The sequence below is a fragment of the Aeromonas sp. ASNIH4 genome (genome assembly GCF_002934425.1).
In the GTDB taxonomy this organism is placed as follows: domain Bacteria; phylum Pseudomonadota; class Gammaproteobacteria; order Enterobacterales; family Aeromonadaceae; genus Aeromonas; species Aeromonas hydrophila.
This window is the reverse complement of the sequence record NZ_CP026217.1, coordinates 583933-606047: the sequence shown is the minus strand read 5'-3', so window position 1 is coordinate 606047 and position 22115 is coordinate 583933. Positions and strand designations below refer to the sequence as shown.

The 22115-nt window shown below is 58.7% G+C and carries 22 protein-coding genes and 1 pseudogene; 9 read left to right on the top strand and 14 right to left on the bottom strand.

Features of this window, described 5'->3' with window-relative positions; translation table 11 throughout:
• Window positions 1-46: 46 nt before the first annotated feature.
• Window positions 47-1018 carry a response regulator gene (locus C2U40_RS02885; protein WP_017410997.1) on the bottom strand — a complete coding sequence of 324 codons (972 nt, stop codon included), beginning with the start codon at window positions 1016-1018 and terminating at the stop codon, window positions 47-49.
• Window positions 1019-1358: 340 nt separating this feature from the next.
• Here C2U40_RS02885 and C2U40_RS02880 point away from each other — a divergent pair, with 340 nt between their 5' ends.
• The 3 genes from C2U40_RS02880 to C2U40_RS02870 all read left to right on the top strand — a co-directional run bounded on the left by C2U40_RS02880 (window position 1359) and on the right by C2U40_RS02870 (window position 3724).
• Entirely contained in the window at window positions 1359-2036 is a 678-nt protein-coding gene (locus C2U40_RS02880; RefSeq protein ID WP_103829020.1) for a DnaT-like ssDNA-binding domain-containing protein, read from the top strand.
• A gap of 69 nt (window positions 2037-2105) precedes the next feature.
• On the top strand, window positions 2106-2960 hold the full coding sequence (locus C2U40_RS02875) for a DnaA ATPase domain-containing protein (RefSeq protein WP_011707253.1): 855 nt from the start codon (window positions 2106-2108) through the stop codon (window positions 2958-2960).
• Window positions 2961-3088: 128 nt separating this feature from the next.
• Window positions 3089-3724: an SDR family oxidoreductase gene (locus tag C2U40_RS02870; RefSeq protein WP_103829019.1), complete on the top strand. Its 636-nt coding sequence runs from the start codon at window positions 3089-3091 to the stop codon at window positions 3722-3724.
• Between the two features lie 126 nt (window positions 3725-3850).
• On the opposite strand, the gene C2U40_RS02865 is transcribed toward C2U40_RS02870, so the two are convergent.
• The 4 genes from C2U40_RS02865 to C2U40_RS02850 form a co-directional block, all read right to left on the bottom strand.
• Window positions 3851-5035: an ABC transporter permease gene (locus C2U40_RS02865; protein ID WP_103829018.1), complete on the bottom strand. Its 1185-nt coding sequence runs from the start codon at window positions 5033-5035 to the stop codon at window positions 3851-3853.
• 103 nt (window positions 5036-5138) lie between these two features.
• Entirely contained in the window at window positions 5139-6275 is a 1137-nt protein-coding gene (locus C2U40_RS02860; RefSeq protein ID WP_103829017.1) for an ABC transporter permease, read from the bottom strand.
• The gene (locus tag C2U40_RS02855) at window positions 6275-7279 is read right to left on the bottom strand and encodes an HlyD family secretion protein (protein WP_017410991.1); all 1005 of its coding nucleotides are present in this window, start codon (window positions 7277-7279) and stop codon (window positions 6275-6277) included. The genes C2U40_RS02860 and C2U40_RS02855 overlap by 1 nt, the downstream gene beginning before the upstream one ends.
• 73 nt (window positions 7280-7352) lie before the next feature.
• Window positions 7353-8759 (bottom strand): TolC family protein, encoded by a 1407-nt coding sequence (locus C2U40_RS02850; protein WP_060389814.1) that lies wholly within the window; start codon window positions 8757-8759, stop codon window positions 7353-7355.
• 290 nt (window positions 8760-9049) lie between these two features.
• On the opposite strand from C2U40_RS02850, the gene dusB reads away from it, so the two are divergent.
• The 3 genes from dusB (at window position 9050) to C2U40_RS02835 (ending at window position 12319) form a co-directional block, all read left to right on the top strand.
• Complete coding sequence (gene dusB / locus C2U40_RS02845) at window positions 9050-10015, top strand: tRNA dihydrouridine synthase DusB (protein WP_011707259.1); 966 nt, start codon at window positions 9050-9052, stop codon at window positions 10013-10015.
• Between the two features lie 25 nt (window positions 10016-10040).
• Complete coding sequence (fis, locus tag C2U40_RS02840) at window positions 10041-10337, top strand: DNA-binding transcriptional regulator Fis (RefSeq protein ID WP_005309538.1); 297 nt, start codon at window positions 10041-10043, stop codon at window positions 10335-10337.
• 557 nt (window positions 10338-10894) lie between these two features.
• Window positions 10895-12319, top strand: a complete 1425-nt coding sequence (locus C2U40_RS02835; RefSeq protein WP_103829016.1) for a hypothetical protein — start codon at window positions 10895-10897, stop codon at window positions 12317-12319.
• A 198-nt stretch (window positions 12320-12517) separates the two neighbouring features.
• Here the strand turns inward: C2U40_RS02835 and C2U40_RS02830 are convergent, their stop codons facing one another.
• The 3 genes from C2U40_RS02830 to C2U40_RS02820 form a co-directional block, all read right to left on the bottom strand.
• Entirely contained in the window at window positions 12518-13714 is a 1197-nt protein-coding gene (locus C2U40_RS02830; RefSeq protein ID WP_042649079.1) for a J domain-containing protein, read from the bottom strand.
• 158 nt (window positions 13715-13872) lie between these two features.
• Entirely contained in the window at window positions 13873-14523 is a 651-nt protein-coding gene (locus C2U40_RS02825; RefSeq protein ID WP_042649078.1) for a hypothetical protein, read from the bottom strand.
• Complete coding sequence (locus tag C2U40_RS02820) at window positions 14507-15838, bottom strand: AAA family ATPase (protein ID WP_042649077.1); 1332 nt, start codon at window positions 15836-15838, stop codon at window positions 14507-14509. Before C2U40_RS02820 ends, C2U40_RS02825 begins: the two co-directional genes overlap by 17 nt.
• Window positions 15839-16125: 287 nt before the next feature.
• Here C2U40_RS02820 and C2U40_RS25985 point away from each other — a divergent pair, with 287 nt between their 5' ends.
• Window positions 16126-16341, top strand: coding sequence for a hypothetical protein (locus tag C2U40_RS25985; RefSeq protein ID WP_052815571.1), 216 nt, complete (start codon window positions 16126-16128; stop codon window positions 16339-16341).
• Here the strand turns inward: C2U40_RS25985 and C2U40_RS02810 are convergent.
• From C2U40_RS02810 to umuD, 5 genes and pseudogenes are all read right to left on the bottom strand, one after another.
• Window positions 16342-16536, bottom strand: a pseudogene (locus C2U40_RS02810) (IS1595 family transposase); the annotation flags it as partial.
• A gap of 81 nt (window positions 16537-16617) precedes the next feature.
• A complete protein-coding gene (gene istB, locus C2U40_RS02805; protein ID WP_000194037.1) occupies window positions 16618-17373 on the bottom strand; it encodes an IS21-like element ISAs29 family helper ATPase IstB in 756 nt (251 codons plus the stop codon).
• Window positions 17374-17387: 14 nt separating this feature from the next.
• Window positions 17388-18929: an IS21-like element ISAs29 family transposase gene (gene istA / locus C2U40_RS02800; protein ID WP_103829338.1), complete on the bottom strand. Its 1542-nt coding sequence runs from the start codon at window positions 18927-18929 to the stop codon at window positions 17388-17390.
• Window positions 18930-19317: 388 nt separating this feature from the next.
• On the bottom strand, window positions 19318-20577 hold the full coding sequence (gene umuC, locus C2U40_RS02795) for a translesion error-prone DNA polymerase V subunit UmuC (protein WP_029303585.1): 1260 nt from the start codon (window positions 20575-20577) through the stop codon (window positions 19318-19320).
• Window positions 20558-21001, bottom strand: a complete 444-nt coding sequence (gene umuD / locus C2U40_RS02790) for a translesion error-prone DNA polymerase V autoproteolytic subunit (RefSeq protein ID WP_077097232.1) — start codon at window positions 20999-21001, stop codon at window positions 20558-20560. The genes umuC and umuD overlap by 20 nt, the downstream gene beginning before the upstream one ends.
• A gap of 85 nt (window positions 21002-21086) precedes the next feature.
• Here umuD and C2U40_RS26965 point away from each other — a divergent pair, with 85 nt between their 5' ends.
• The gene (locus C2U40_RS26965; RefSeq protein WP_442778420.1) at window positions 21087-21344 is read left to right on the top strand and encodes a DUF3283 family protein; all 258 of its coding nucleotides are present in this window, start codon (window positions 21087-21089) and stop codon (window positions 21342-21344) included.
• The gene (locus C2U40_RS02780; RefSeq protein WP_146054405.1) at window positions 21325-21759 is read left to right on the top strand and encodes a hypothetical protein; all 435 of its coding nucleotides are present in this window, start codon (window positions 21325-21327) and stop codon (window positions 21757-21759) included. Before C2U40_RS26965 ends, C2U40_RS02780 begins: the two co-directional genes overlap by 20 nt.
• A gap of 54 nt (window positions 21760-21813) precedes the next feature.
• Here the strand turns inward: C2U40_RS02780 and C2U40_RS02775 are convergent, their stop codons facing one another.
• Window positions 21814-22086, bottom strand: coding sequence for a type I restriction enzyme endonuclease domain-containing protein (locus C2U40_RS02775; protein ID WP_199773235.1), 273 nt, complete (start codon window positions 22084-22086; stop codon window positions 21814-21816).
• Window positions 22087-22115: the final 29 nt, after the last annotated feature.

Below are 22115 nucleotides of genomic sequence, written 5' to 3'. Positions count from 1 at the left end.
GGCGCCCATTGGGCGCCCTCTTTGTATGTGGCCGTCTGACACGGCCTCAATGATGTCGAACCTGCACATGCAGGGCACTGCCGCTGTCACTGCGAAACTGCAGGTCAAAGGGTTCATGCCAGCTGCGTCTGTGCAAGGCGTAGTGGCTGGTACGCAGCAGACCGAGCGGCAGGCCGCCGGAGCGCACCAGCCAGTGGGGCGAAGTCAGCCCGGCATTGGCAAAGACCAGCCCGTCCTCCTGATCAAACAACAGGGCGGCCATGGCGAAGGAGTGGCGCAGACCGGATTCGACCAGCTGCAGATTGAGGTAATCAAGCAACCGGTGGGGCTGGGTCAGCAGCAGACTCTCGCCACGCTGAAACTGGCGATACGGGGCGTTCATCAGAGAGCGCACCAGGGCGCCGCAGAAGGCGGCATCCACCCCGAGGATCGGCAGCTCCATCACCAGCACCAGCAGCTTGTCATCCACCTTGAAGGTATCGGGAATGAACAGATTGCCCATCCCTTCAAAGGTGACCTGCCAGGGCCCCCACTCCTGCAGGCCCGGCGGCTTCAACCAGGCCAGCAGCCGGGTCGCCGCCTGGTCGTGTTCGCGAAAGAAGTCGATGTGCTCCATCAACTCCAGCTGTTGTCCATAACCGTGGTTGGCGCTCAGGCACTGCTCTATGCTGCGACGCACCTGACCGAAGTCAGAGATGGGCTTGAGCAGGAAATCGCGGGCACCGGCGCGCAGCGCTCGCTCGACCGCCTCCATCTTGCTCTGGGCCGAGATGACGATGACAGGAATATGAGGATAGCGGGCCGTGAGACAGGCGATCACCTCATGCCCATCCATGTTGGGCATGTTCAAATCACATAACACCACATCGGGGTGATAGAGGGCGGCGGCAGAGAGACCTTCAATGCCGTCTTCGGCCTGGAAAACGCAGGCACCATCGTGAGCGAGATAATTGACCAGCGAGTGGCGAAAAACGGCTTCGTCCTCCACCACCAGGATCCGTAGTCCGGCTTTTGACATCTTGATAAAGCTCTTATTAGTCAACCAGTTATTTAGCCTCAAGCCTAGACCATAACCGACTGCATTGACCAATCAGATGATTGAATAATCGCCGAAAAATCCATGCCCGCTAGCTATTCTGGCGGCCAACTGCTTGAAATAAAGCAGCTAATGATGCTCATCGGAACTCAGCTTTTTCTCCTCTTTGCAGCTTGGTCGACAAAAAAATAGTGTCATACGAAAACAAGTATTCCCGATTGCGGGCGAGCCGACCACCCGCCGGCGGTGCCGGGCATGCCATCAATTGTATGAGGCTGCGCCATGGGGGATAATACCGCCACGTCCGTCAATGAAGCATGCCATGACCCCTGCCGAATACAGCGCCCTCGCCCATCCCAGATTGTCCCACCCGGCCCGCAGCCTCTATACCCTGCAGCTGCGCCGACTGGTGCTGGAAAATCAGCTGGCCAGGCTCAACTACCCCGAACTCGGCCGGGCGCTGGCGGTGGTCGACCCGGGCGATCCCAGCGGCTTTTCCTTTCAGGTCAATGCCCGCCAGCTGACCGAGCTGTTCGATGAGCTGATGGAGGCAGGTTTGCTGCAAGTCGAGGCACAAAACGACAGTGAGCACTACCATCAGTGCCCGTTCCAGCTGCCGCTGCTGACCCAGCGTGTGCGCAGTCCGCTGCCGGAGCGCCCGTTCCAGATGCACCTGCAATGGCGCCCGGATGCAGAGCTGCCAGCCCTCGCCCGCCTGTGCGGGGTGATCGATGCCAGCTACAACGAAGAGGATCTCGGCGAGTTCATCGCCTACTGGCTGGGGCGACCCGAAGTATTCGACTCCCAGCACCAGTGGATGCTCAAGTTCATCCGCGCCCTCAAGACCCGCCGCTATACCCGCCGCAAGCCGATGGAGGTGCAGGGCTACCAGCAGGTGACCCAGGCACCGCTCGAGGCGGGCCCAAGCAAGCGGGCGCAGGAGATGATCGAAGAGGCCAAGCGGTTGGCCGGCCAGCCGCAGGAGCCGGATAATGATTGATAGCAGACACTGCCAGCAGGCAAAATCAGAGACCTGTCCCCACCCCAGACCGAGCAGAAGGAGCATTCCATGACTGACCCGCACGATCCCCTGCGCCAGGAGCTGGAAGAGATCGAAGCCAAGCGCCAGAAGATCGCCAAGGCCAAGCAGGATCATCGCGTTCACGACCCGGAGTTGAGCCGCCACGTAGGAGGCCTGCTGGAGCGCATTCGTCGCCTTCAGCAAGAGACCGGCGGCAGCCAGTACGACTACGAGACCCTGCGCAAGGAGTACGATGCCAAGGCCAATGCCGAGGTACGCGAGCTACAGAAGGCGGCGCGCCAGGAGCGGATCCAGAAGCTGATCGCCCAGGCCGACCTCAACCCCGACTGGGTGTTTGAACGGATGGATGCCGGCGATCCGGCGCTGCAATATCCCATCGAGACCGCCCGCTACTTCATCAGCGGTTTCGAGCACTGGGAGAAGAGCGGTGGCGGCTGCATGCTGATCTACGGTGACTACGGCACCGGCAAGTCGACCCTGGCCGGCGCCGTGGCGCACGAGTTGATCGCACGCCACCAGAAGTCGGTGATCTTCCAACAGTGGGCCTCCATCGTGGACAGGTTGTTCTTCAACGTGATCCAGGATCAGGAAGAGCGCAACCAGTACCGGCGCGCCCTGGAAGAGGTGGATCTGCTGATCATCGACGAGGTCTCGGCCAACCGCGCCAAGATGGCGGAGAGCCAGTCCAGCTTCCTCGGCCACCTGCTGCGCCGCCGTCGCAACCTGTCGAAAAGCGTCATCCTCATCACCAACCACAATCCCCAGAGCCTGCATCAGGCGATAGGTGATTTCGCTTTTGAAGCGATCAAGGCGTTCAATCCGGTGGATATCCACCTGAGCGGCCCCAGCCGTCGCCCCCATATCGGCCACTACAACGGCTGATCCCCGTGCGAGCCAGGCCCCCCCCCTGGCTCGCCGCTTCCCTCTTTTCCAGACAAATAAAAACAACTCTCATTTACAGCTTCCCCACAACCCTCTAGGCTAGCCCTTTCGTCAAAGGGAGCAGCAGCATGCCAACCACACTCATCTTCGGAGCCAGCCGCGGGCTGGGCCGCGCCTTCACCGAACAAGCCCTGCAGCAGGGCCAGCGGGTCATCGCCCTGATCCGCAGTCCCGAGATGGCCACCGAGCTGCGCGCTCTGGGAGTCGAGGTCGTCAACGGTGATGCCCTCGACCCGCAGACGGTAGCGGTGGCCTGCCAGCTGGCCGGTGACGGGGCGCAGGTCATCTCCACCCTCGGCAGTTTTCGCCAGGCAGAGCCTGTCGACTATCTGGGCAATCGTCAGGTGATCGATCAGATGGAGCTGGCCGGGCTCAAACGCCTGCTGCTGGTGACCTCCCTCGGTTGCGGCGACAGCTGGCAATATCTGCCGCAGCGGGCGCGGGCAGCCTTCGGTCACGAGGTCAGATTGAAGAGTCTGGCGGAGAGCTGGCTGCAGACCAGTGCGCTCGAGTGGACCATACTGCGTCCGGCAGGTTTGCAGGATGGCGAGGCCACCGGTCAGGCTGTGCTGAGCCAGGGCGAGGAGGTGCACGGCCTGGTACGCCGTGCCGATGTCGCCACCTGCGGGCTGCGTCTGCTGAGTGACAAGGCGGCACACAGCCAGATCTACGCCATCGGCGATCCCGAGCTCCAGCGCGGCTAAAGCTGCGCCAGCTTCACTGAGCCCAGCGCATACAAAAGCGGTCAGCCCAAGGGCTGACCGCTTTTCGCTTTACCGCACACGCCGTCTCACGCGCGCTGGTACCATCCCGCTCAACCGGCGGTGGTTTCACTCTGCAAGGCAGGCTGGCTGGCTGGCAACCGGCAACGACTGCTGCCGCCAGCGCAACAGCAGGCAGGCCAGTACACCGTAGAGCAGCGCCAGCCCCCACAACTGCCACCAGTAGTGGGAGACCTGAGCAAACTCGGCCCCCATCTGGTTGAGCCGCAAAAAGCCTTCGATGGCCGGGGTGCTCGGCACCCACTGCGCCAGCCAGTTGAGCGGAGTCGGGATCAGCTCAAGCGGCCAGATGAAGCCGGCCAGAAAGACCAGCGGCAGCGAGGAGACAAGCACCACCTGGGTCGGCAGATCCCGGCGGGTAAACAGTGCCCCCAGCACCACTCCCAGCCAGGTGGTGGCCAGCAGGAACGGCAGGGTGAACAACCAGAGTGCGGCCGGCTCGGCGGTGCGCACTATGTTGTAGTGATCGAAGCAGAAGCCGAAGAAGTAGCTCACCGGCAGCACGAACAGCCCCCCCACCACCAGGGTGCGGGCCAGCAGCAGTGGCAGGATGGGAGCATGCTGCCAGTAGCCCGCCTCGCCACGCTGGCTGCGCTGGTTCTGGGTCGCCCCCAGGATGCCGGTGCCCATCAGCAGCACCTGGTGCAGGATCAGCACGAACACCGCCGGCACCACGTAGTTCACATAGCCCATGGTGGGGTTGAACACCGGCAGCACGTTGAGCGCCACCGCATTCCAGCCCATGGCGGCCTGCGGCAGGGCTTCACCGTGGCTCAGCAATCTGGCGACCTTCACCTGGGCGGCCAGAGTACCGCCCGCCTGGGCCAGCCCCTCGGCAATGGTACCGTAAACCAGGAAGTAGGAGGCATCGCCGGCATAGCCCAAGGTGACGCTCTTGCCCTGCATCAGATCCCGATAGAAGTGGCGAGGGATGTGCAAAATGCCGCTGCCCTGCCCCGCCAGCAGCAACGCACGAGCCTCATCCAGGCTGCCCGCCCGCGCCACCAGTTTTACCTGCGGCGTGGCATCGGCCATGAACTCCAGCTGGCGCGAGAGCTGACTGCCATCCTCGTTGACCACCACCACCGCCTCTTCCCGCGGCAGCTGGTGCAGATAGGGCTGCGGATAGAGGAAGGAGTAGAAGAAGACGCCGCCGAACAGGGTGAGCATGATGGCCCTGTCCGCCAGCAGGGTACGCAGCTCGAGGCGCAGCAGATCCCAGAAACCTAGCATGCCATTGGCTCCTTCCACCGCCAGGAGGCAGCGATTTGTGGCGCCAGCGAGAGGCACAGATCAATCGGCCGCCACTCGAAGCGTGGCAAACCCCAGCATTCCATCATGACCTGGGCTCCTCATTAACGGGGGCCGCGCTCGCCTGGGCCTGATAGCGGCGAACCACCAACAGCAGGGGCAGCAGAAACAGCAGTAGGGCGCCAAACTGGGGCAGCGCCGCCGCCAACGGTTGACCGTAGTTGGTCTGGCCTATCTGCAGCTCGACATAGTGGGAGATGGGCAGCAGGCTGCGCCAGAACTGGGCGAAATCCCCCATGGCGCTGACCGGAAAGGTGACCCCCATGAAGGCAAACCCCGGCGCCGTGTAGGCACCGGCCAGCGACAGGGCGCGAGCCGGATCCCGGATGATGCCGTAGAAGAAGGCTCCCATGCTGACGCAGGCGGCCGACGCCAGCCCCAACCCCATCGTCAGTACCAGCCAGCTGCCCTGCATCGGGTAACCAAACCCCTTGAACAGCAGCAGGCTCCAGCCCAGCCCCCAACCCCAGCCAATCAACACGTGGGGCAGCAGGGTGCGCCACAGACCGAACCAGACCCCTTTGGTGGTCCAGTCCAGCCCCAGCCTATCGGTGCGGGCCAGCGCATTGATGCCGTAGAGCACCACCAGGATCTGCCACACCGCCGGCAACAGGGCGCTCAGCAAAAACTGGGCGTAGCTGGAGTTGATGTTGTAGAGCGCCGTCACCTGGCTGGCGATGGGCACCGCCTGCCCCAGCGCACCGGGCAGCGCCTTGCCGCCAGCCATGGCCGAGAGCACGCCCACCTGACCGTTGAGCGTCCCGACCACCTGGGCCAGCGCCGAGTTGACCAGCTTGGCGATCAGGATGAACTGGCCGTTGTTGAACACGGTGGCCTGCGGCTGAGTGCCTTGCCGGGCATCCCGCTCCAGGTGGCTCGGCAGCACGACCAGGGCGTAGATATCCCCCCCTCGCAGCGCCCTGGCCCCTGCATCGATGGAATCAAACTGCTGGGCTACCTTGAGTCCGGCGGAAGCATCCAGCGAGAAGGCCAGCTCGCGTGACAGCAGGCTCTGATCCAGATCCACCAGACCTATCTTGAGATCCCGCGCCAGTCCTGCCGAGAAGACCCAGCAGAGGATCCCTATCAGCAACAGGGGGAGCCAGCTTGCCAGCGCTCGACCGAACGGATCCTGCCACAGCAACCGCCATTCACGTCCCATCAGAGTTCGACCAGCACGCTCATGCCGACCCGCAGCCCCTCAACCGGTTGCAGCGGGCGCGCCTCTACCTGGAAGCTCTTCATGTCAAAGCCCTGGCGGGTATCGGTGGCACGCCAGGTGGCGAAATCCCCCATCACGGCCACATGGGTCACCTTGAAGCGCACCGTCTGCTCGCCCAGGCCGGGAATACGGGCATCGAACTCGGTCCCCAGCGCAAAGCGGGGCAACAGATCTTCGCGCACGTGGAACTGGGCCCAGGCATCGCTCATGTCGAGCAGGGTCACCACCGGGAAGCCCTGCGGGGCCAGCTCGCCGCTGCGCAGCAGCACCTGGGAGACTTCCCCGGTGTGCGGGCTGGCGATGCGGGTATCGGCCAGGTAGGCCTCCACTTCGGCCACGCCGCCGGCGGCCATCTTGGCCTGCTCGCGCGCCGCGATCTTGGTCTCTTCCCGCGCCCCTTCCAGGGTCATCTGGTATTGCTGCCAGGCCATGCCTTCGCTGTACTTGGCAGCCTGCCAGGCAGTCCAGGCCTCATCGCGTTTTTGTAGCGGCATCACGCCATCCCGATGCAGGCTGGCGATGCGCTCGTAGGTCTTGCCACGCAGCAACGCGGCCGCCTTGGCCTTTTGCCACTGATCCTTGGCGGCCGCAATCTGCTGCGCGCGCGCCCCTTTCTCGGCCTCCTCGGCCATGGCGCCAGCTGCCGCCTGGCCCGCCTTGGCCTGGCTCAGCTTGGCTTCGATTTCCGGGCTGGCCAGGGTAAACACCAGCTGATCCTTGGCAAGCTGATCACCCTTCTTGACCAGCACCTCGTCGATGCGGCCCGCCACCTTGGAGGAGACGGAGTACTGCTGCGCCTCGATCTGCCCCTGCAGGCGCACCGGCTCCGGCTGATAGGCCAGCCAGAAACGCCAGCCCAGCCAGATGACCAGCAGCACCAGCGCCAGTGGCAGCAACAGCGGCTTGGCCTGGCTCATCTTCTTCTTGATGGGGGGATGACTCATGCATTCACCTCGGCAAACGGGCGACCCTTGGCGGTCGAAACAGACATGAAAAAAGGAGCAGAGTGGCGCGCGATCATGAATTCACCTCGATCACTTGCCCATGCTGATATTGATTGAAACTGTTCATCTGACCGGAGAGCGCCAACAGGCGGGCCAGCGAGATCACGTATTGATAGGCGGCAGCGGCGCGCTGGGTCTTGACCCCGGCCAGCTGGTTGCGGGCATCCACCACATCGAGGGAGGTAGAAAGTCCCTGCCCAAACGCCTTGTCCCGCAGCAGCACGTTCTCTTCGGCCAGTGCCTGGGTGGAAGAGAGCGACTGGAACTCCTCCAGCCCCTGCGCCGCCTCGCGCCAGGTCTTCTCGACCAGCAGTTCCAGATCCTGGCGGGTCTTGGCCTGCAGCAGATTGACCTGCAGTTCGGCGCTCTTGGCCGCCTGTACCGTCTCGGAGCGGCCGTCACGGCTCACCAGCGGCATGCTGACACCCACCCCGACCAGCCAGTCCGGCGTGGTCTTGGAGGCCAGCGAGTCATCCTCATAGAGGTTGTAGTTGCCGAACAGGAACAGCTCGGGGGCGTACTTGCCCTTCTCCAGCTTGATCATTCCCTGCGCCTGCTCCTTCTTGGCCGTCAGCAGCTTGAGACCGGGATGCACCGCCAGTGTTTCCTGCACCAGGGTGTCAAGCTCAGGCATCTGCTGGTTAATGAAGAGCTGGGTATTGGGCTCGGCCTGTTTGAGCTTGAGCATGTGGCCAAGGGCCAACTGGGCGATCTCCAGGCTGCGCCTTGCCTTCTGGGTATCGATGCGTGCGCGGTCATAGGCCGACTGGGCGGAGAGGCGTTCGACCCGGGCAATCTGGCCCTGGGCCTCCAGCTTCTTGGCATGCTCCAGATGGTGGGACAGCCCCTGCTCGATCTCCTGCTTGGTCTGCACCACCTGGGCCGCCAGCACCACGCCGAAGTAGGTCTGGGAGAGGCTCTCGAAGGTGGACTGCTGCTTGAGCACCAGCAACTGCTGCGCCTCGCTCACCTGGGCCTGGCGAATATCCTGCGCCGCATCGATGCGGCCACCGGTAAACAGCGGCCACAGCATCTTGACCGAGCTGGTCACCACGTTCTGTTTGGTGAGGGGGGTGACGAAGTCGTTGGGCGTCAGCTTGAGCGCCTGCATGATGGGCGCCAGCACCTTGCCGAATTCCGGATGGTTGGCGATGGGGTTGAGATCCATCATGTCCAGTTCCATTGGCTGATCGAGGTGGGTATAGCTGGCCCCCACATCCACCTTGGGCAGATACATGGCCTTGGCCGCCTCGCGCAGTTGCTGCGCCCGCTCCACCCCGGCCTGCTCGGCCGCCAGCCCGTCATCCTGGCGGATGACCCGACTCCAGGCTTCGCTGAAACTGACCGTCTGGGCCTGGGCCGAGCCCAGCACGGCACCAAGCAGACACGGGTAGAGAGATTTGATGAACCTTGCCGTCATACATCCCCAATCTGTTTGTAATGAAATTGTTTGGAGCCTTTGCTCGATACAAGCTCGCTATCATAACGCAAACCGGTCCGGGATGGGGACAGGCAAATCGCCTCTCCCCTCACCCATTTGGCCCCGCCAGTCCGGCTCGACAATATGTCTAATTTTCAAGCACTCCTGAATTTGCAAGCCTTGGCGCGACGTTTTTTTCAGAAAAAAATGGCTGACGCTCAAATACTAACCTTTTCTCCTGACTAAAAAATGCGTAATATACGCCGCCCTAAGCCGATGGTAACCGTGGAATGCAGATAGGTCCCCACACGCTTGAAACTCCCCTGATTGTGGCTCCCATGGCCGGTGTAACAGACCGACCATTTCGTGAACTTTGTTTGCGATTGGGCGCCGGCATGGCCGTTTCCGAGATGCTGCTGGCCAACCCGGATGTCTGGGATACCCAGAAAACCAGGATGAGAATGGATCACTCTGCAGAAGGTGGCTTGCGATCGGTCCAGATTGCCGGAGCCGACCCCGAGATGATGGCGTTTGCTGCCCGCTACAACGTGGAGCAGGGCGCTCAGATCGTCGACATCAACATGGGATGTCCGGCAAAAAAAGTGAATAAGAAGCTGGCAGGTTCCGCCCTGCTGCGCCAACCCGACCTGGTCAGAACCATCTGCCGGGCCGTAGTGGACGCGGTGGAGGTACCTGTCACCTTGAAGATCCGCACAGGATGGGATCCGGATAACCGCAATGGCGAGGAGATCGCCCGAATCGCCGAAGATTGCGGTATCGCGGCCCTTGCCGTGCATGGTCGTACCCGTACCGACCTCTATCGGGGCGAAGCGGAGTACGACACTATCAGGGCGATTAAGCAGGCCGTATCGATTCCTGTTGTCGCCAATGGCGACATAGACAGCCCGGAGAAGGCCCGGTATGTCCTCGACTATACCGGCGTTGATGCCGTGATGATCGGCCGTGCTGCGCAAGGACGACCCTGGATTTTCCGGGAAATCCGTCATTTTCTTGAGACGGGCACCAAGCTGCCGCCTCCCGAAAGGGAAGAGGTTCGCACCCTGATGAACGAGCATGTAACCAACCTGCACCAGTTTTATGGTGCATATCTGGGAGCGCGCATTGCCCGTAAACACGTGGGCTGGTATCTGGATGAAGAAGAGACGGGCCGAGAATTCCGTAAGCACTTCAATGCCCTGGATTGTGCAGATGCACAACTCGAGGCACTCGAAGCGTATTTCGATGGATTAGGTTAACGCATAACTAAAGAGCCGACCGAATATGTTCGAACAAACCCTGACTTCTGATGCATTGGTAACAACTACTCACAATCACGCTGCCGAGCCGACCCAGCGCCCCCTGCGTGACTCTGTGCAACAGGCCCTGCGTAACTACCTGGCCCAGTTGAACGGTCAGGAAGTGATTGATCTGTACGATATGGTTCTCTCCGAAGTCGAAGCTCCCATGCTGGACGTGATCATGCAGTACACCCGTGGTAACCAGACTCGCGCCGCCGTGATGATGGGCATCAACCGCGGTACTCTGCGCAAGAAACTCAAGCGCTACGGCATGAACTAAGCCATAACAGCTAAGCTATTGAAAATAAAGGCACCATCATTTTATTGATAGTGCCTTTTTCGTTTTGAACCCACATTTGAACCCACACCTACAAGACTAGTTATCATTGTCGACGACTCAACTCGGACTAGCCTGATGAACAGCGTTGACCACATAACTGTACCTATCCTCCCCATGTTGCCTAATGCAAGAGAGGGCCAATGGCCCTCTCTTGCTATCTATGTTGTTGGTCAGTGCAAACAGCACTGCTTGTACTTCTAGCCGCAGCCAAAGGGACACGGCTCGTTGCGGCCAATCTTGATGGGTACCACCACTGGTGTTCGCTACGTTGTGCCAGAAAGTGGGCATGAAGGATACGAGCAGCAAATCGGGCCTTGGTGGCTTGCTCTTGCAAGTGTTCATTGCTGAGCGCCTCCAGCGACGTAGACATGGTTTCTTAACCATGTGTTCTTTATGGTCTCTGTCATCCGGGGGATGTCGCTCCAATGGATAGGCATCTATATCGGTCTCAGGCACAATGTTCGATTAGATAGACCTGATAATGGGTAGTTCAGCTGATGGCACGAATATTAACCAAAGCGCAATTGAGTAAACTGGAAAGCAAAAGCCAAGCCGAGCTGTTGGCTATCGTGCTTGACCTGGCAACGCATCTTCCCCTCGCAAAAAAGCACCTGATTAACCAGTACCTTACTGCTGAGGATGCCTTATTGGCATTGGCAAAAAAAGAGTATAGCAAGCTCACTCGTCGCCCCCCTTCCTGGGATTATAAGGAGGTGGATGCCTTCTTCGATACCTTGCAAAATCAGTTTATTCCGTTGCTGGCCAAGGGGATCGTCGCCTCTCCAAGGGAGGGAGAACTCTTCGCCCTCGAGTTGCTGGCGAATGCCAGAGCCTTGTATGAAAAGATGGATACATCCAGTGGCAGCTGGGAGGACTACCATCTTGCGCTGGTCGAACAGTGGTTGATGGCGATCGCTGCTCAACGAGAGTCTGTCCCCCCAGAGGTGCTGGCTCGTCGATTGCGTGACGGATTGTCAGACATTGATCCATCGATCAGCATTACTTGCCTGTTTGATTACCGTGATGTGCTCGGCTCCCCAATGATGCGAGCCTTGCGCGATAACTATGCGGCGGCAGGTCTATTGCCAGAGGCGTTGGGGTTGAGCTTTGAGTTGCGTGATATTGCATTCTTTGACTCGGTGCAACAGGCTGGTCTCTTTAGCCACCCCCGTCAGCAGATTGACTATGCCAGACTGCTGACCGACGAATTACGCGCCGATCAAGCCATCGCGGTATTAGAGGCAATGGACTCGGCTCTGTTGCAGCGCCACCGCCAATTGAACCTGTGGCATCAAGTGTTGATCCGGGCCTATCTGGAAGAGGGACGCCGAGCTGACGCTCATGCTCAGGCATTACGCGCGTTTGCTAGCACACGGGCAAACTCGTTTTTTGCGAGTTATTGCCAAAGTGGAGATGAGCCTAGAGAAGTAGCATTAGGCCAGTTTGTTGCCATTGCCGAATCATGGGGGCTACGCGAGGTCTTGTTGCTGTTGGAGGAGGTTGATGCATGGCCACAACTGGCACAACGGCTTGAGCAATGTACAGATGCAGACTTGCAGGAGGATCTCTCACTCCTTGCTGGTTCAACCGTACGAACCTGGTCGAGCCGCCTCTATCAGCAGGGATTTATCGTGGTGGCAGTGCGGCTACGTCGTCAATTGGTGGCCAATGTCGTTAATCAGGGCAAGAGCACCTACTACACGGGGGCAGCCTCGGATCTGAAAAAGAGCCTGGATTATCAGGCGGCCTTAAAGGTAGAACAAGAGGATGGAGAGAGACCTCTCTGTTCGCCACAGGAGTATCTGAATCAGCTTTATCAGCAGCACAAACGCAAGAGCAGCTTTTGGGAGGCGGTTCGTCAAAAGCTACCGGCCATTACCATGTCGGCGAGCGGTGTGCAGTATCAGGCCGAGAATAAATAAGGCGCTAACACCTTTCACTCGGTCAGTCAGCTTGTGCTGGTGTTCCATGCGCCCTTGGCTGTCCAGCGCCTCGATAGCACTCATCTGGATGTCTCATTGCCACGACATCCTTCAAGCTACCCAAAACAAGAGAGAGCCATTGGCTCTCTCTTGTTTTCGAAATAGGTGTTTTCAAAAAATGTGTTTTCGAAAAAAGTGTTATCGAAAGAAGATCTCATCAAAGTCCGGCTCTTCATCCCAGATGGCGTGCTGACGTGCGTCCCAGCGCTCGGCCAGATAGGGTTTGAGGGTTGCAAGGGTGGTGATGGTCGCCAGTTGTCCATGCAACTGCTTGATATCCCGCTGTAGATAGTGCTGATGCTCCTCGAACGCGAGATCGGTCTTCTTCTTCGAGCGCTGTTTAAACTTGTGCAAGATAACCCCTTGCACTCCCTCCGGGCCACTATAAAAGCAGATCTCGAGCTCACGTTTTTTCTGCCAGAGCGCCGGATTGATGGCCACCAGATTCTCTTCACTCAGCAGCTTGTCTGCCTCGGGCAGATGGGTGTGAGCCAGGTGCAACAGAGTAAACATATCCCGCGTTTCCCACGCATGGCTGAGCTCGCCCATCAGGCGGCTCTTCTCTTCACGCTTGACCGGGTCTTGCTCCCGATCCGGGTGCAGCGTCATAGCCAGCTTGCGATAGAGCTGCTTAAGGCTTGAGTTATCGAGCAGTTGCTCAACCCTGGCAACCTCATCCGGATCGGCCATGTCATGATGATCCTGCCAACGTGCGAAAGCCTCGTCATTGGCAAAGGGGTCATCGCCACAGTCCGGCGCGTCGTCGTCCCACTCATGCTCATCACCGCCCTGTTTTTGGGCCTGGGCTTGCATATAGTCGCGCAGCTTCTCGGGATTTCTGACCATCTCGCGCAGCAGCTCGATATCATCGGGGCTCTCGCCAAACGCCTCTTGCAGCATGTCAGTGATAAAATCGCAGCTCGCCTCGAGCTGATCATCATCGAGCTGGCTGACGCTGCCCGCTTGCACCGCCATATAGAGTGACTCCAGATCCAGCTCCCCCCGAAACGGGTTGGATTCAAGATACCCCATCAATTCATCAATCCAGCCATGGAGCATCTCGCGCTGCCACTGGGTAAAACTTTTGCGGGCGGTGAAACCGGCCAGCCGCTGGCAAAGCTGAAAAATCAGCCCACACTGCTCACGCTCCAGAGGCTCAATGTCGCTGACAAAGCGCTGATAGATATCCGCCCCCTCTTGCTCCTGTTTGGCCAGCTTGGCCTGCAGCTTTTCGATGGCCTGCCACTGGCGATGAAAATAGGCAAGGGCCGGACTCTCGTGGCGCGGCTCGGCTTTTTTTCGCTTGGCCGAGGTTTTACTCTTGGTCAGTGACATGAAAACTCCAAATGAAAACGGGATAGTTGGCTACCGTGGCCACGGCAGATTATCAGAGGGGAGGAGATGCGCCTATCCTCGCGGTCTGCTGCCGGAGAAAAGCGCACGAGGTGTACCGAGGTTGTGGCTCCCGAGTCACCCGGGCAGGCACGCAATCGCTAGAGCTGACTGCGCAGTATGTTCACCAGTACAGGTGCGAAGGGCTCCAGCTTGCCTTGTTTGGGCTGGCTCAGATCTTCGATCAGCATTGTCAGCAATTGTGCATCATCTTCCAGCGCCAGTGCCTGCTGATCATCGCCATAGTGGGTCCAAATCAGGCTATCCACCAGCTGTTTGCGCTTGGCAACCAGCACCTTGTTGCTTTGCTCCGTATCACCCAGATTGAGTACCCGGATCGCCTCTTTGGCTCTTTCCGTCAACCCCTCAACCCGACCACTCCATTTAAAGCGCAACTCGGTTTCGCACTCAGGCATCAGCGGGGTCAACGGCAGAGGCTGCGAGCCATGGGCGGCATCGCACTGTTTCGGTGTTTTGCAACTGGCTACCAGATTGCTGAAATCCATGGTGCGCTTAGGGGCGAGATCCCTAGCCTCAACATGCTCGTTCATGGTGTCTTCACTGGTGCCGCTGATGGCTTGGCAACAGTAGGCGCAGAGATGGAATTGCTCAGTAGTGCAAGCCTCCCGGATCTGCTGGCGAATTGCCTGACCCTCTTCATCGTTGGGTAGGTCGTGATATCGAGCATGAGGATTTTGACGTTTGAATGCCGCCAGACTTGCAGGTTCTTGTCCCTTATAAATCTTGCGCACGGCGCAGCTCCTCTTTGCGCAGCAGCAGGCTAGCCTTGGTCAGCTCCAGGTTGTTGGCTGGCAGCTCGGCTCTTAGCGCGGCCAGCAGGGCATTGGCCTTATCAAATTGCCGATCTTGAATTAAATCGAGTAAGTCATTCAGTCGGCTCGCCACCCGCTCATTGCGAATAGCGGTATCCATCACCTCCAGCAGCACCGAGTTGGCATCCTGACCATATTGGGATGGCACTTCAGTCAACTCGCCATTATCGAGCGAATAGACCAGTACATCCTTGCAATCGCTGATCACCAGGGGGGAGTGGGTGGTCAGCACAAACTGACAGTTGGGGAAGGTATCAGTGAGCCGCTGGATGATAGTACGTGCCCACTGGGGATGCAGGTGCATGTCCACCTCGTCGATCAGCACCACCCCATCGCCGTGCAGCGGATTTTCCAGCTCCGGATTCATCATTGCGAGGCGGCGGGCAATATCGCCCACCAGTGCCATCAGGGATTTCTCCCCTTGCGACAGTTGCAACACATTGAGGGTCTGACCCTCCTTGTCGATGGACATATGCAGACGCGGCTTACGGCGGACCTTCAGATTTTTAAATCCGGGCATAAAGTTGGCAATAGCTGTGCGCACCGCCGTCAACTGACGATCTCTGGCTGATGCCTGTGTCTGTTGCAACTTTTGCCAAAGATCAGGACCGAGTAAATCTTGAAGTTCATTAAGAACTTCAGTAGGGATTACCGACTCGTTTTCGCTATCTTCCCGCTCGCGAAACCACTCAAAGAAACGACGAAAATCGACTCCTTGACTCAGCGAATTGTCATAACCATCGAGTTGGCGAAATGAATGTTTCTCTTTGATCTTTAGCGGAATATCCAGCACCACCCGCTCGACTGGGTAGAAGGCGATCAGGGGTAAGCTGACATTTTCCTGCTCTGTCAATCGTGCTCGATACTCATCGGCTAGTTTGCTAGCGTCGGTCAATATGGATTGCTCGTTGCTCTTGCGACCGGCGCGAGTTTTGGTGAGAGACCAGATGTATTCCTTCAGCTGATCGTGTAGTTGAAGAGAGACCACCGCGGTATTGGCGCCATTGAGGATGACCTCTTCCGGGATGGGGCTGCCGCTGCCTTTGTCGCTGCGCAAACGGGCAACAAACCAGCTGAGTGAGGTCGCCAACGATTTGAGTACCGAGGTTTTGCCTGCACCATTGTTGCCAATCAGCACGGTCACATTCGAGTTGACCCGCTCCGTGGGGGCAAACTCGATGGCAAGACGCTCAAAACGCCCCAGATTTTCGAGGGTGAGTTGTTTGATTTCCATGCTCTATTCCTAATTTTGCTGCCAACACGACCTTATCTCGCCTGCACTTGGCTTACAACCCGTCGAATGTTGCCGCTGACTGCACATCATACGAGCGGGTCAGGCCGTTGCGCGAGGCTTGCGGGGCCCACACTTACCTTTTTTGCCGCTGGCGGTGGCCCGCTCGGTCTGAATGCGGGCCAGCAGGGCGGCGGTTTCTCGTGCGTCCGATTACGCTTCGCTAATCGAACCTACGTCGCGGATGTTTTGGTTGCCCGTTTGCGCGGCTTGGCAGTGGCCCGCTCGGCTTGAATGCGAGCCAACAGGGCGGCGGCGCTATTGTCGCCACTGATCAGGTCCGGGTTGGCGGCGCGCCAGTCGGCGGTGAGCTCGCCACGAAACGCCTTGGCCAGAATGGCCTGGGTCAGCTTATCGACCCGCGCTTTGGCCGTCTTGGCCTGCTGCTCGATGGTATCGGCATAGGCAAAGAGTTGTTCTACGCGACGGACAATTTCGGTTCCTGATTACCCATGACCCTCAGCCAGCTTCAAGAGCCGATATGGCATCGGAGGGCTTGCCATGACTGCATGCCCCAATTCAACCAACATGCTCTTGAGGTCAAAACGATGATTAAACCGGAAGCAGTATTCCGCAAGATGCCTTGGTAAATGCTTCGCTCCGAGCTTATGACAACTGCCCCGCAGCGAGTTCTTCACATTCTGCGTATTCCGGCGAAGTTGAACAGCCATTCCGGCCAACGTGAACACCCTGATCCTTAACGCGCTCACGTCACCCCGTTTCTAACTCGAGTGTTCAGATTGGGTCAACTCACTTCTCCTCTTTCTCATCGATTCTCCCTTCAGTGACAGCCGGTGAGCGTTGTGCATCAGCCGGTCCAGGATCGCATCTGCCAGAGTGTTGTCCCCCAAGCTCGCGTACCACTCTTCCGTTGGCAGCTGACTGACCACGACCGTCGAGTATTTCCCGTACCGATCATCCATGATCTCCAGCAGGGCGTTGCGCTGCTCGGCATTCACCGCTTCCAGTCCCCAGTCATCCAGGATCAGCAGCTCTATCCTTGCCAGTTGACCCAGCAGTCTGGCGTAACTGCCATCTACCTTGGCCTGGCTCAGCTCAAGTAGCAGACGCGGCAGCCGGTAGTAACGAGTGCTGTGCCCCTGCTGACAGGCTTGGTAGCCCAGCGCACAGGCTAGGTAGGTTTTTCCGCAGCCACAGGGGCCGGTAATGAGCAGGTTCTGGCCCCGGCGCAGCCACTCTCCTTGGGCCAGGTTTGCCACCTGTGACCGCTCCAGGTTGCGTGCAGACTGGTAGTCCACCTCTTGCACCGTGGCCTGGAGTTTGAGCCTCGCCTGCTTGACCAGCCGAGCTTGTTTACGCTGCTCCCGGCTCAGTTGTTCGTGTTCGACCAGCAGGCTTAGCCGCTCGATGAAGGGCAGCCCTTCGTAGGTACTTGCCTGTTCCAGTTGTTGTTGCACGGCATCCGCCATGCCAGTCAGTTTCAGGTGTCTCAAGCGGGTCAGCGTTTGTTGGGTCATGGGACGTATCCTCTCTAGTGGAAGCTCTGGGGGCCGCGGATGTTCTCGTGCTCTTGCGGCAGTTCTGGATAACTGAGCGGACTTGCGGGCAGTTGGTCGCGGCCACTGGTCAGCACCGGCTTGAGCTGCTTGAGCCGCACCAGTCCTTCCCGGTTGGCCAGCTGGCAACAGGCTTCGACTCGTGATGGCGGATACTCCCGGCTAAGACTCAGCAGTCCCAGGCAGAGTCGGTATGCCTGCTCGGCATGGGCTTTCTCTGCCAGCCGTTCGCTAACCCAGCACAAGGTGCCCGGTCCGATGTCGGCAGCCCACTGCTTAAGACGCCCTGGCGTCCAGCGTTGCTGCTTGCTGTGACGTTCCGGCATGTGCTCAGGGAGTGTGCTCATTCCCGGGATGGTTTTACGCGGATGGCTCGCGACCAGCTGTTGCTGGTGATAAACCTGAAGCAGGGTATCGCCCGCATGGAGCTCCAGTTGCTGACCCACATACTGGTGCGGCACCGAGTAATGGTGCTGCTCATAGCTGACGTGATAGTCGATGTTGACCTTGACCGTTTTGATGGCGACATAGCGATAGGGATGCACCGGTAGTGACCCCAGTGCCGGGCGGTCCAACTGCTCAAATGCGTCACGTCGGTTACCGGGCAGTTGCTTGAACGGGCGCTCGTTGAGCTCATTTAACAAAGCCCGGATGCACTGGTTGAGCTCGGCAAGCGAGAAGAAGGTCTGATGGCGTAGACGGGCCAGGATCCAGCGCTCGACGATCTGCACACCCACCTCGGCCTTGGCTTTGTCCTTGGGCTTGTAAGGACGAGCTGGCATCACCGCCACCTGATAATGCTCGGCCAACTGCTGGTAGCTGGGGTTGAGCTCGGGATCGTATCGGCAAGCCTTGCTGACACCGCTCTTGAGGTTGTCGGGGATCAGTAGTGCCGGTGTACCACCGAAAAACTCAAAGGCACGGACATGGCTTTGCAGCCAGTCCGGCAGTGACTGGGACCAGGTGGCCTCGGCAAAGGTGTAGTTGGACGCACCAAGCACGGCGACAAAGATCTGGGCCTGACGGACCTCACCCGTAGTCGGCGAGACGATGGGCACCGTGGGCCCGCAGTAGTCGATAAAGAGCTTTTCCCCCGCCTTATGGATCTGGCGCATGGAGCGCTTTTGCAACTGACACCAGGACTTGTAACGGTCACAGAACTGGGAGTAGCTGTAACAGCTATTGGGATAGCGCTGGGTGTACTCCTCCCAGAGCAGCTGTTTGGAGACCCCCTTGCGCTTGAGCTCCTGATGGACAGAGGGCCAATCCGGTACAACATGGCGGGCCGAGATGGTGGTATCGGCCTGCGGATAGAACAGGGCCGCCAGTTGGCCATCATCAAGCTCGATAGGTAAAGGCCAGGTCAGGCCGAGCGTCTGGGCACTTTTGAGGAGTTTCTGGATGGAGCCAACGCTGACCTTGGTGCAGCAACTTATCTGGCGAACAGAGAGGTCAGCTTCCAGCCGCAGTCGCAGCACTTCACGAATTTTACGCATTGCAATCCTCTTGGCAGACATAGGCTCTTCCCTGGCAAAAGGGAGAGCGTATCAAAGGTTGTTAAATCAATGCGTTAAGGATGATTCTGGTGAATGTGAACAGTGATTCCGGGATGTTGAACACTGTTTCCGGAAAGGAGGTGCAAAGTGTTCAGGTTGAACCGGAATGAGCGTTCACGTTGGTCCGGAAATGGTGTTCACGTTGAACCAGAATCGGTGTTCATGATCGGCCGGAATATGCAAACCCGTTACCATGTTTAGAGCTGATAGCAAATCGGGTTGCGGTTGCACCTTCTTTAAGCTCTGCTGCCGCGACTTGTCGATCTTGAGAAATCATCCTAAAACCTCGTATTGGGGTACCACGTGGGGTACCACATCTAGCAAACGGTAGGCACATTACTGTATCCACTTACCTGGCCACCGGCAGGTCCTCCCAGCGGGTGGTGTAACAGGGGCTCAGGTGCTCTTGTCGCATCATCCACTCAGGCGACCCCGTGCCTTGGCTGGCAAAGCCTACGCGCCCCAATCCCTTGGCTTTGATCTGGTCCATCACTGCCATCAGCGCATCTGATTGAGCGGAGGACGGGGCAAACAGATCGGCCTGTTGCTGCCCCTTGGGGGTGAACTCACTCAGCATGACGCCCCCCTTCTGATAGCGGTAACCGTCGCGCCAAATCTGCGGTAGCAGCACGTTCACTTGCTGCAGCAGCAACCGGGTATCATCGCTAGGGCAGACCAGTCGGACGCCAGCCTGCTCACTGTAGTAAGGAGCTCGTTCGTCAAAGGGGCTGGTTCGCACGAACAGGTGCACCCGTTGGCAACACATCCCCTCGGCCCGCAACTTCTCGGCTGCGCGAGCCATAAAGCCTGACAACGCTTGGGCCATTTCTCCACGGTCAGTCACGCGCTCACCAAAGGAACGGCTCGAGAGGATCTGCTGCTTCGCCGCCGGTTCAACGGTCAGCTCTGCGCAAGGCAGGCCACGCAGCTCCTGTACGATTCGCTCGACCACCACGCCGTATTGGGCGCGTAACCCTTTGGCGTCGCTAGCCACCAGGTCAGCAACGGTGTTGATGCCTTGTGCCACCAACTTGGCTCCCAAGCGCCGTCCTATGCCCCACACCTCGTCCACCGGGGTGATAGCCATCAGCCGTGCGCGGCGCAGCTCGTCACGCAAATCCACGACGCCGCCTGTGGCAGGCCATTTTTTGGCTGCATAGTTGGCCAGCTTAGCAAGGGTCTTGGTGGGGCCGATCCCAACCCCTACCGTTAGGCCGGTCCACTGCCACACTCGCTGCCGGATCTGTTGCCCATAGGCTATGAGGTCCCCGGCAAACGACTCCGACAGTGACAGGAATGCTTCATCGATAGAGTAGACCTCCAGCTCGGGGGCCATGGTCTCCAACGTGCTCATCACCCTGCCAGACATGTCTCCATAGAGCGCGTAGTTGGAGCTGAATGCCACACCGCCATGCGCCTCGAACTGCTCGCGGATCTTGAAGTAGGGCCCGGCCATCTTGATACCCATCGCCTTGGCTTCGGGGCTGCGCGACACCACGCATCCATCGTTGTTGGAGAGCACCACGATCGGGCGGCCACGCAGCTCAGGGCGAAACAACCGCTCACAGCTGGCGTAGAAGTTGTTTACATCAACGAGCGCTATAGCCATCACGCTGCCTCAGATTGCCAATCACATGGGTGACCACTCCGAACAACTCCAGGGAGAGACTCATACAAGGGTCGATAGGCGCGAACGCCGGATTGGCTGGCAACAGCCGCAACCTCGGCTTGAGCTGCAAGGTCTTTACCGTGAAGCCGCCATCGAGTTGTGCAATCACCACATCACCATGGCGCGGGGTGAGGCTCTTATCGACCACCAGCAAGTCACCGGGAAAGATGCCGACCCCGGTCATGCTCTCCCCCTCAGCACGCAGATAGAAGGTTGCTGCAGGGTGCGACACGCAGTGGGTGTTGAGGTCCAACTTCCCTTCCAGATAGTCGCTGGCTGGGCTGGGAAAGCCGCAAGAGGCGCGGTGCAAGAACAGCGGGATGGTCACCTCGGCGGGTGATGGGTCTGGGGTTAACAGCTTCATGGCAAAATACCTGTGTTTATATACAGGCATTATAGCGCACCACCTTTGAACCAGCGCAAGTCCCGCATGCCAGTGATGGCGTACCATGGCGCCAACAAATAACAAAGATGTCAGTATGAGTCACAATCTGTGTGCCCTACCGAAAGAGCAGCAAGAACGGGTCGAGGTCGAGAAGGCCGCCGCATATGCGGTATGGAAGGAGCGCAACGGTCACTTGGCCACGCAGAAAGCGAAGCGAACCAACATCAAGGTGAACTGGGTCGCTACTTCCTTGAAAAGGTCGCCTACTTCAAGTCGCGCTGACCCTATCAACACGTTCATCGGTGGCTATGCAGGTCACTAGCAACAAACCGCATTCCAAACAACTTAACGAGGTACGTATTGTGACGGCATTGGTAGCCAACTTGGTAGAGACCTACTCCAGCCGAGGTGCTTACAAGGGCGCCATTAGCGCTTGGCGGGTTTCAAGTGATATGGCCAACAAAATCTCCACCGTCATTGGGGTTTACAAGTCTCAAGTCGTGGTTGTCATCGAAGGCTGCCAGCTGAAACTCTCGGCACCTGATGCCAATGAACTACACGATGACGGGTGTGATGGTCGTTACTTCGTGGTCGGTGGAGACGTTTACGAAGACACCAAAGCTTGGCTAAAGCCGCATCCGTGGTTATTCAAGTCACTGGCCAGCGTACAAGGCCCACGCTACCTGAGCCTCGAAGAGGCCAACCAGATACCTTCAGGCAGCGTCATACTGAAGTAAGCCATATCTACACATCTTGATAGATAAGGTGAGGGAGGCTCGCGCCTCCCCCACTCAACACCACACCTCACACAAGCTCTCTGCCTGCGCCAGAACCAGCTGAGCAGCCTCTTCCTGCTGGTCTGGCGGGTACTTGTACTTGCGCAGGATGCGCTTGACCATCAGCCGCAGTTTGGCGCGCACGCTTTCGCGGCTGCTCCAATCCACGGTCACGCTACGGCGCAGGTTGGCTGTCAGCTCATGGGCTATCTTGGCCAGTATCTCGTCCCCCAGCTCACGCACTGACGCCTCGTTGTTGGCCAACGCATCATAGATGCATATTCCCACGCATGGCGATCGCTCAATAACATTCATGC

What these genes read in the sequence shown, in the direction of transcription:
- istB (WP_000194037.1), bottom strand. Translation starts at nt 17,373, where the DNA reads ATGACCCAACAAACGCTGACCCGCTTGAGACACCTGAAACTGACTGGC.
- C2U40_RS02870 (WP_103829019.1), top strand. Translation starts at nt 3,089, where the DNA reads ATGCCAACCACACTCATCTTCGGAGCCAGCCGCGGGCTGGGCCGCGCC.
- C2U40_RS02865 (WP_103829018.1), bottom strand. Translation starts at nt 5,035, where the DNA reads ATGCTAGGTTTCTGGGATCTGCTGCGCCTCGAGCTGCGTACCCTGCTG.
- C2U40_RS02885 (WP_017410997.1), bottom strand. Translation starts at nt 1,018, where the DNA reads ATGTCAAAAGCCGGACTACGGATCCTGGTGGTGGAGGACGAAGCCGTT.
- C2U40_RS02855 (WP_017410991.1), bottom strand. Translation starts at nt 7,279, where the DNA reads ATGAGTCATCCCCCCATCAAGAAGAAGATGAGCCAGGCCAAGCCGCTG.
- istA (WP_103829338.1), bottom strand. Translation starts at nt 18,929, where the DNA reads ATGTCTGCCAAGAGGATTGCAATGCGTAAAATTCGTGAAGTGCTGCGA.
- C2U40_RS02860 (WP_103829017.1), bottom strand. Translation starts at nt 6,275, where the DNA reads ATGGGACGTGAATGGCGGTTGCTGTGGCAGGATCCGTTCGGTCGAGCG.
- C2U40_RS02830 (WP_042649079.1), bottom strand. Translation starts at nt 13,714, where the DNA reads ATGTCACTGACCAAGAGTAAAACCTCGGCCAAGCGAAAAAAAGCCGAG.
- C2U40_RS02850 (WP_060389814.1), bottom strand. Translation starts at nt 8,759, where the DNA reads ATGACGGCAAGGTTCATCAAATCTCTCTACCCGTGTCTGCTTGGTGCC.
- dusB (WP_011707259.1), top strand. Translation starts at nt 9,050, where the DNA reads ATGCAGATAGGTCCCCACACGCTTGAAACTCCCCTGATTGTGGCTCCC.
- C2U40_RS02835 (WP_103829016.1), top strand. Translation starts at nt 10,895, where the DNA reads ATGGCACGAATATTAACCAAAGCGCAATTGAGTAAACTGGAAAGCAAA.
- C2U40_RS02880 (WP_103829020.1), top strand. Translation starts at nt 1,359, where the DNA reads ATGACCCCTGCCGAATACAGCGCCCTCGCCCATCCCAGATTGTCCCAC.
- C2U40_RS02820 (WP_042649077.1), bottom strand. Translation starts at nt 15,838, where the DNA reads ATGGAAATCAAACAACTCACCCTCGAAAATCTGGGGCGTTTTGAGCGT.
- fis (WP_005309538.1), top strand. Translation starts at nt 10,041, where the DNA reads ATGTTCGAACAAACCCTGACTTCTGATGCATTGGTAACAACTACTCAC.
- umuD (WP_077097232.1), bottom strand. Translation starts at nt 21,001, where the DNA reads ATGAAGCTGTTAACCCCAGACCCATCACCCGCCGAGGTGACCATCCCG.
- C2U40_RS02875 (WP_011707253.1), top strand. Translation starts at nt 2,106, where the DNA reads ATGACTGACCCGCACGATCCCCTGCGCCAGGAGCTGGAAGAGATCGAA.
- umuC (WP_029303585.1), bottom strand. Translation starts at nt 20,577, where the DNA reads ATGGCTATAGCGCTCGTTGATGTAAACAACTTCTACGCCAGCTGTGAG.
- C2U40_RS26965 (WP_442778420.1), top strand. Translation starts at nt 21,087, where the DNA reads ATGGCGCCAACAAATAACAAAGATGTCAGTATGAGTCACAATCTGTGT.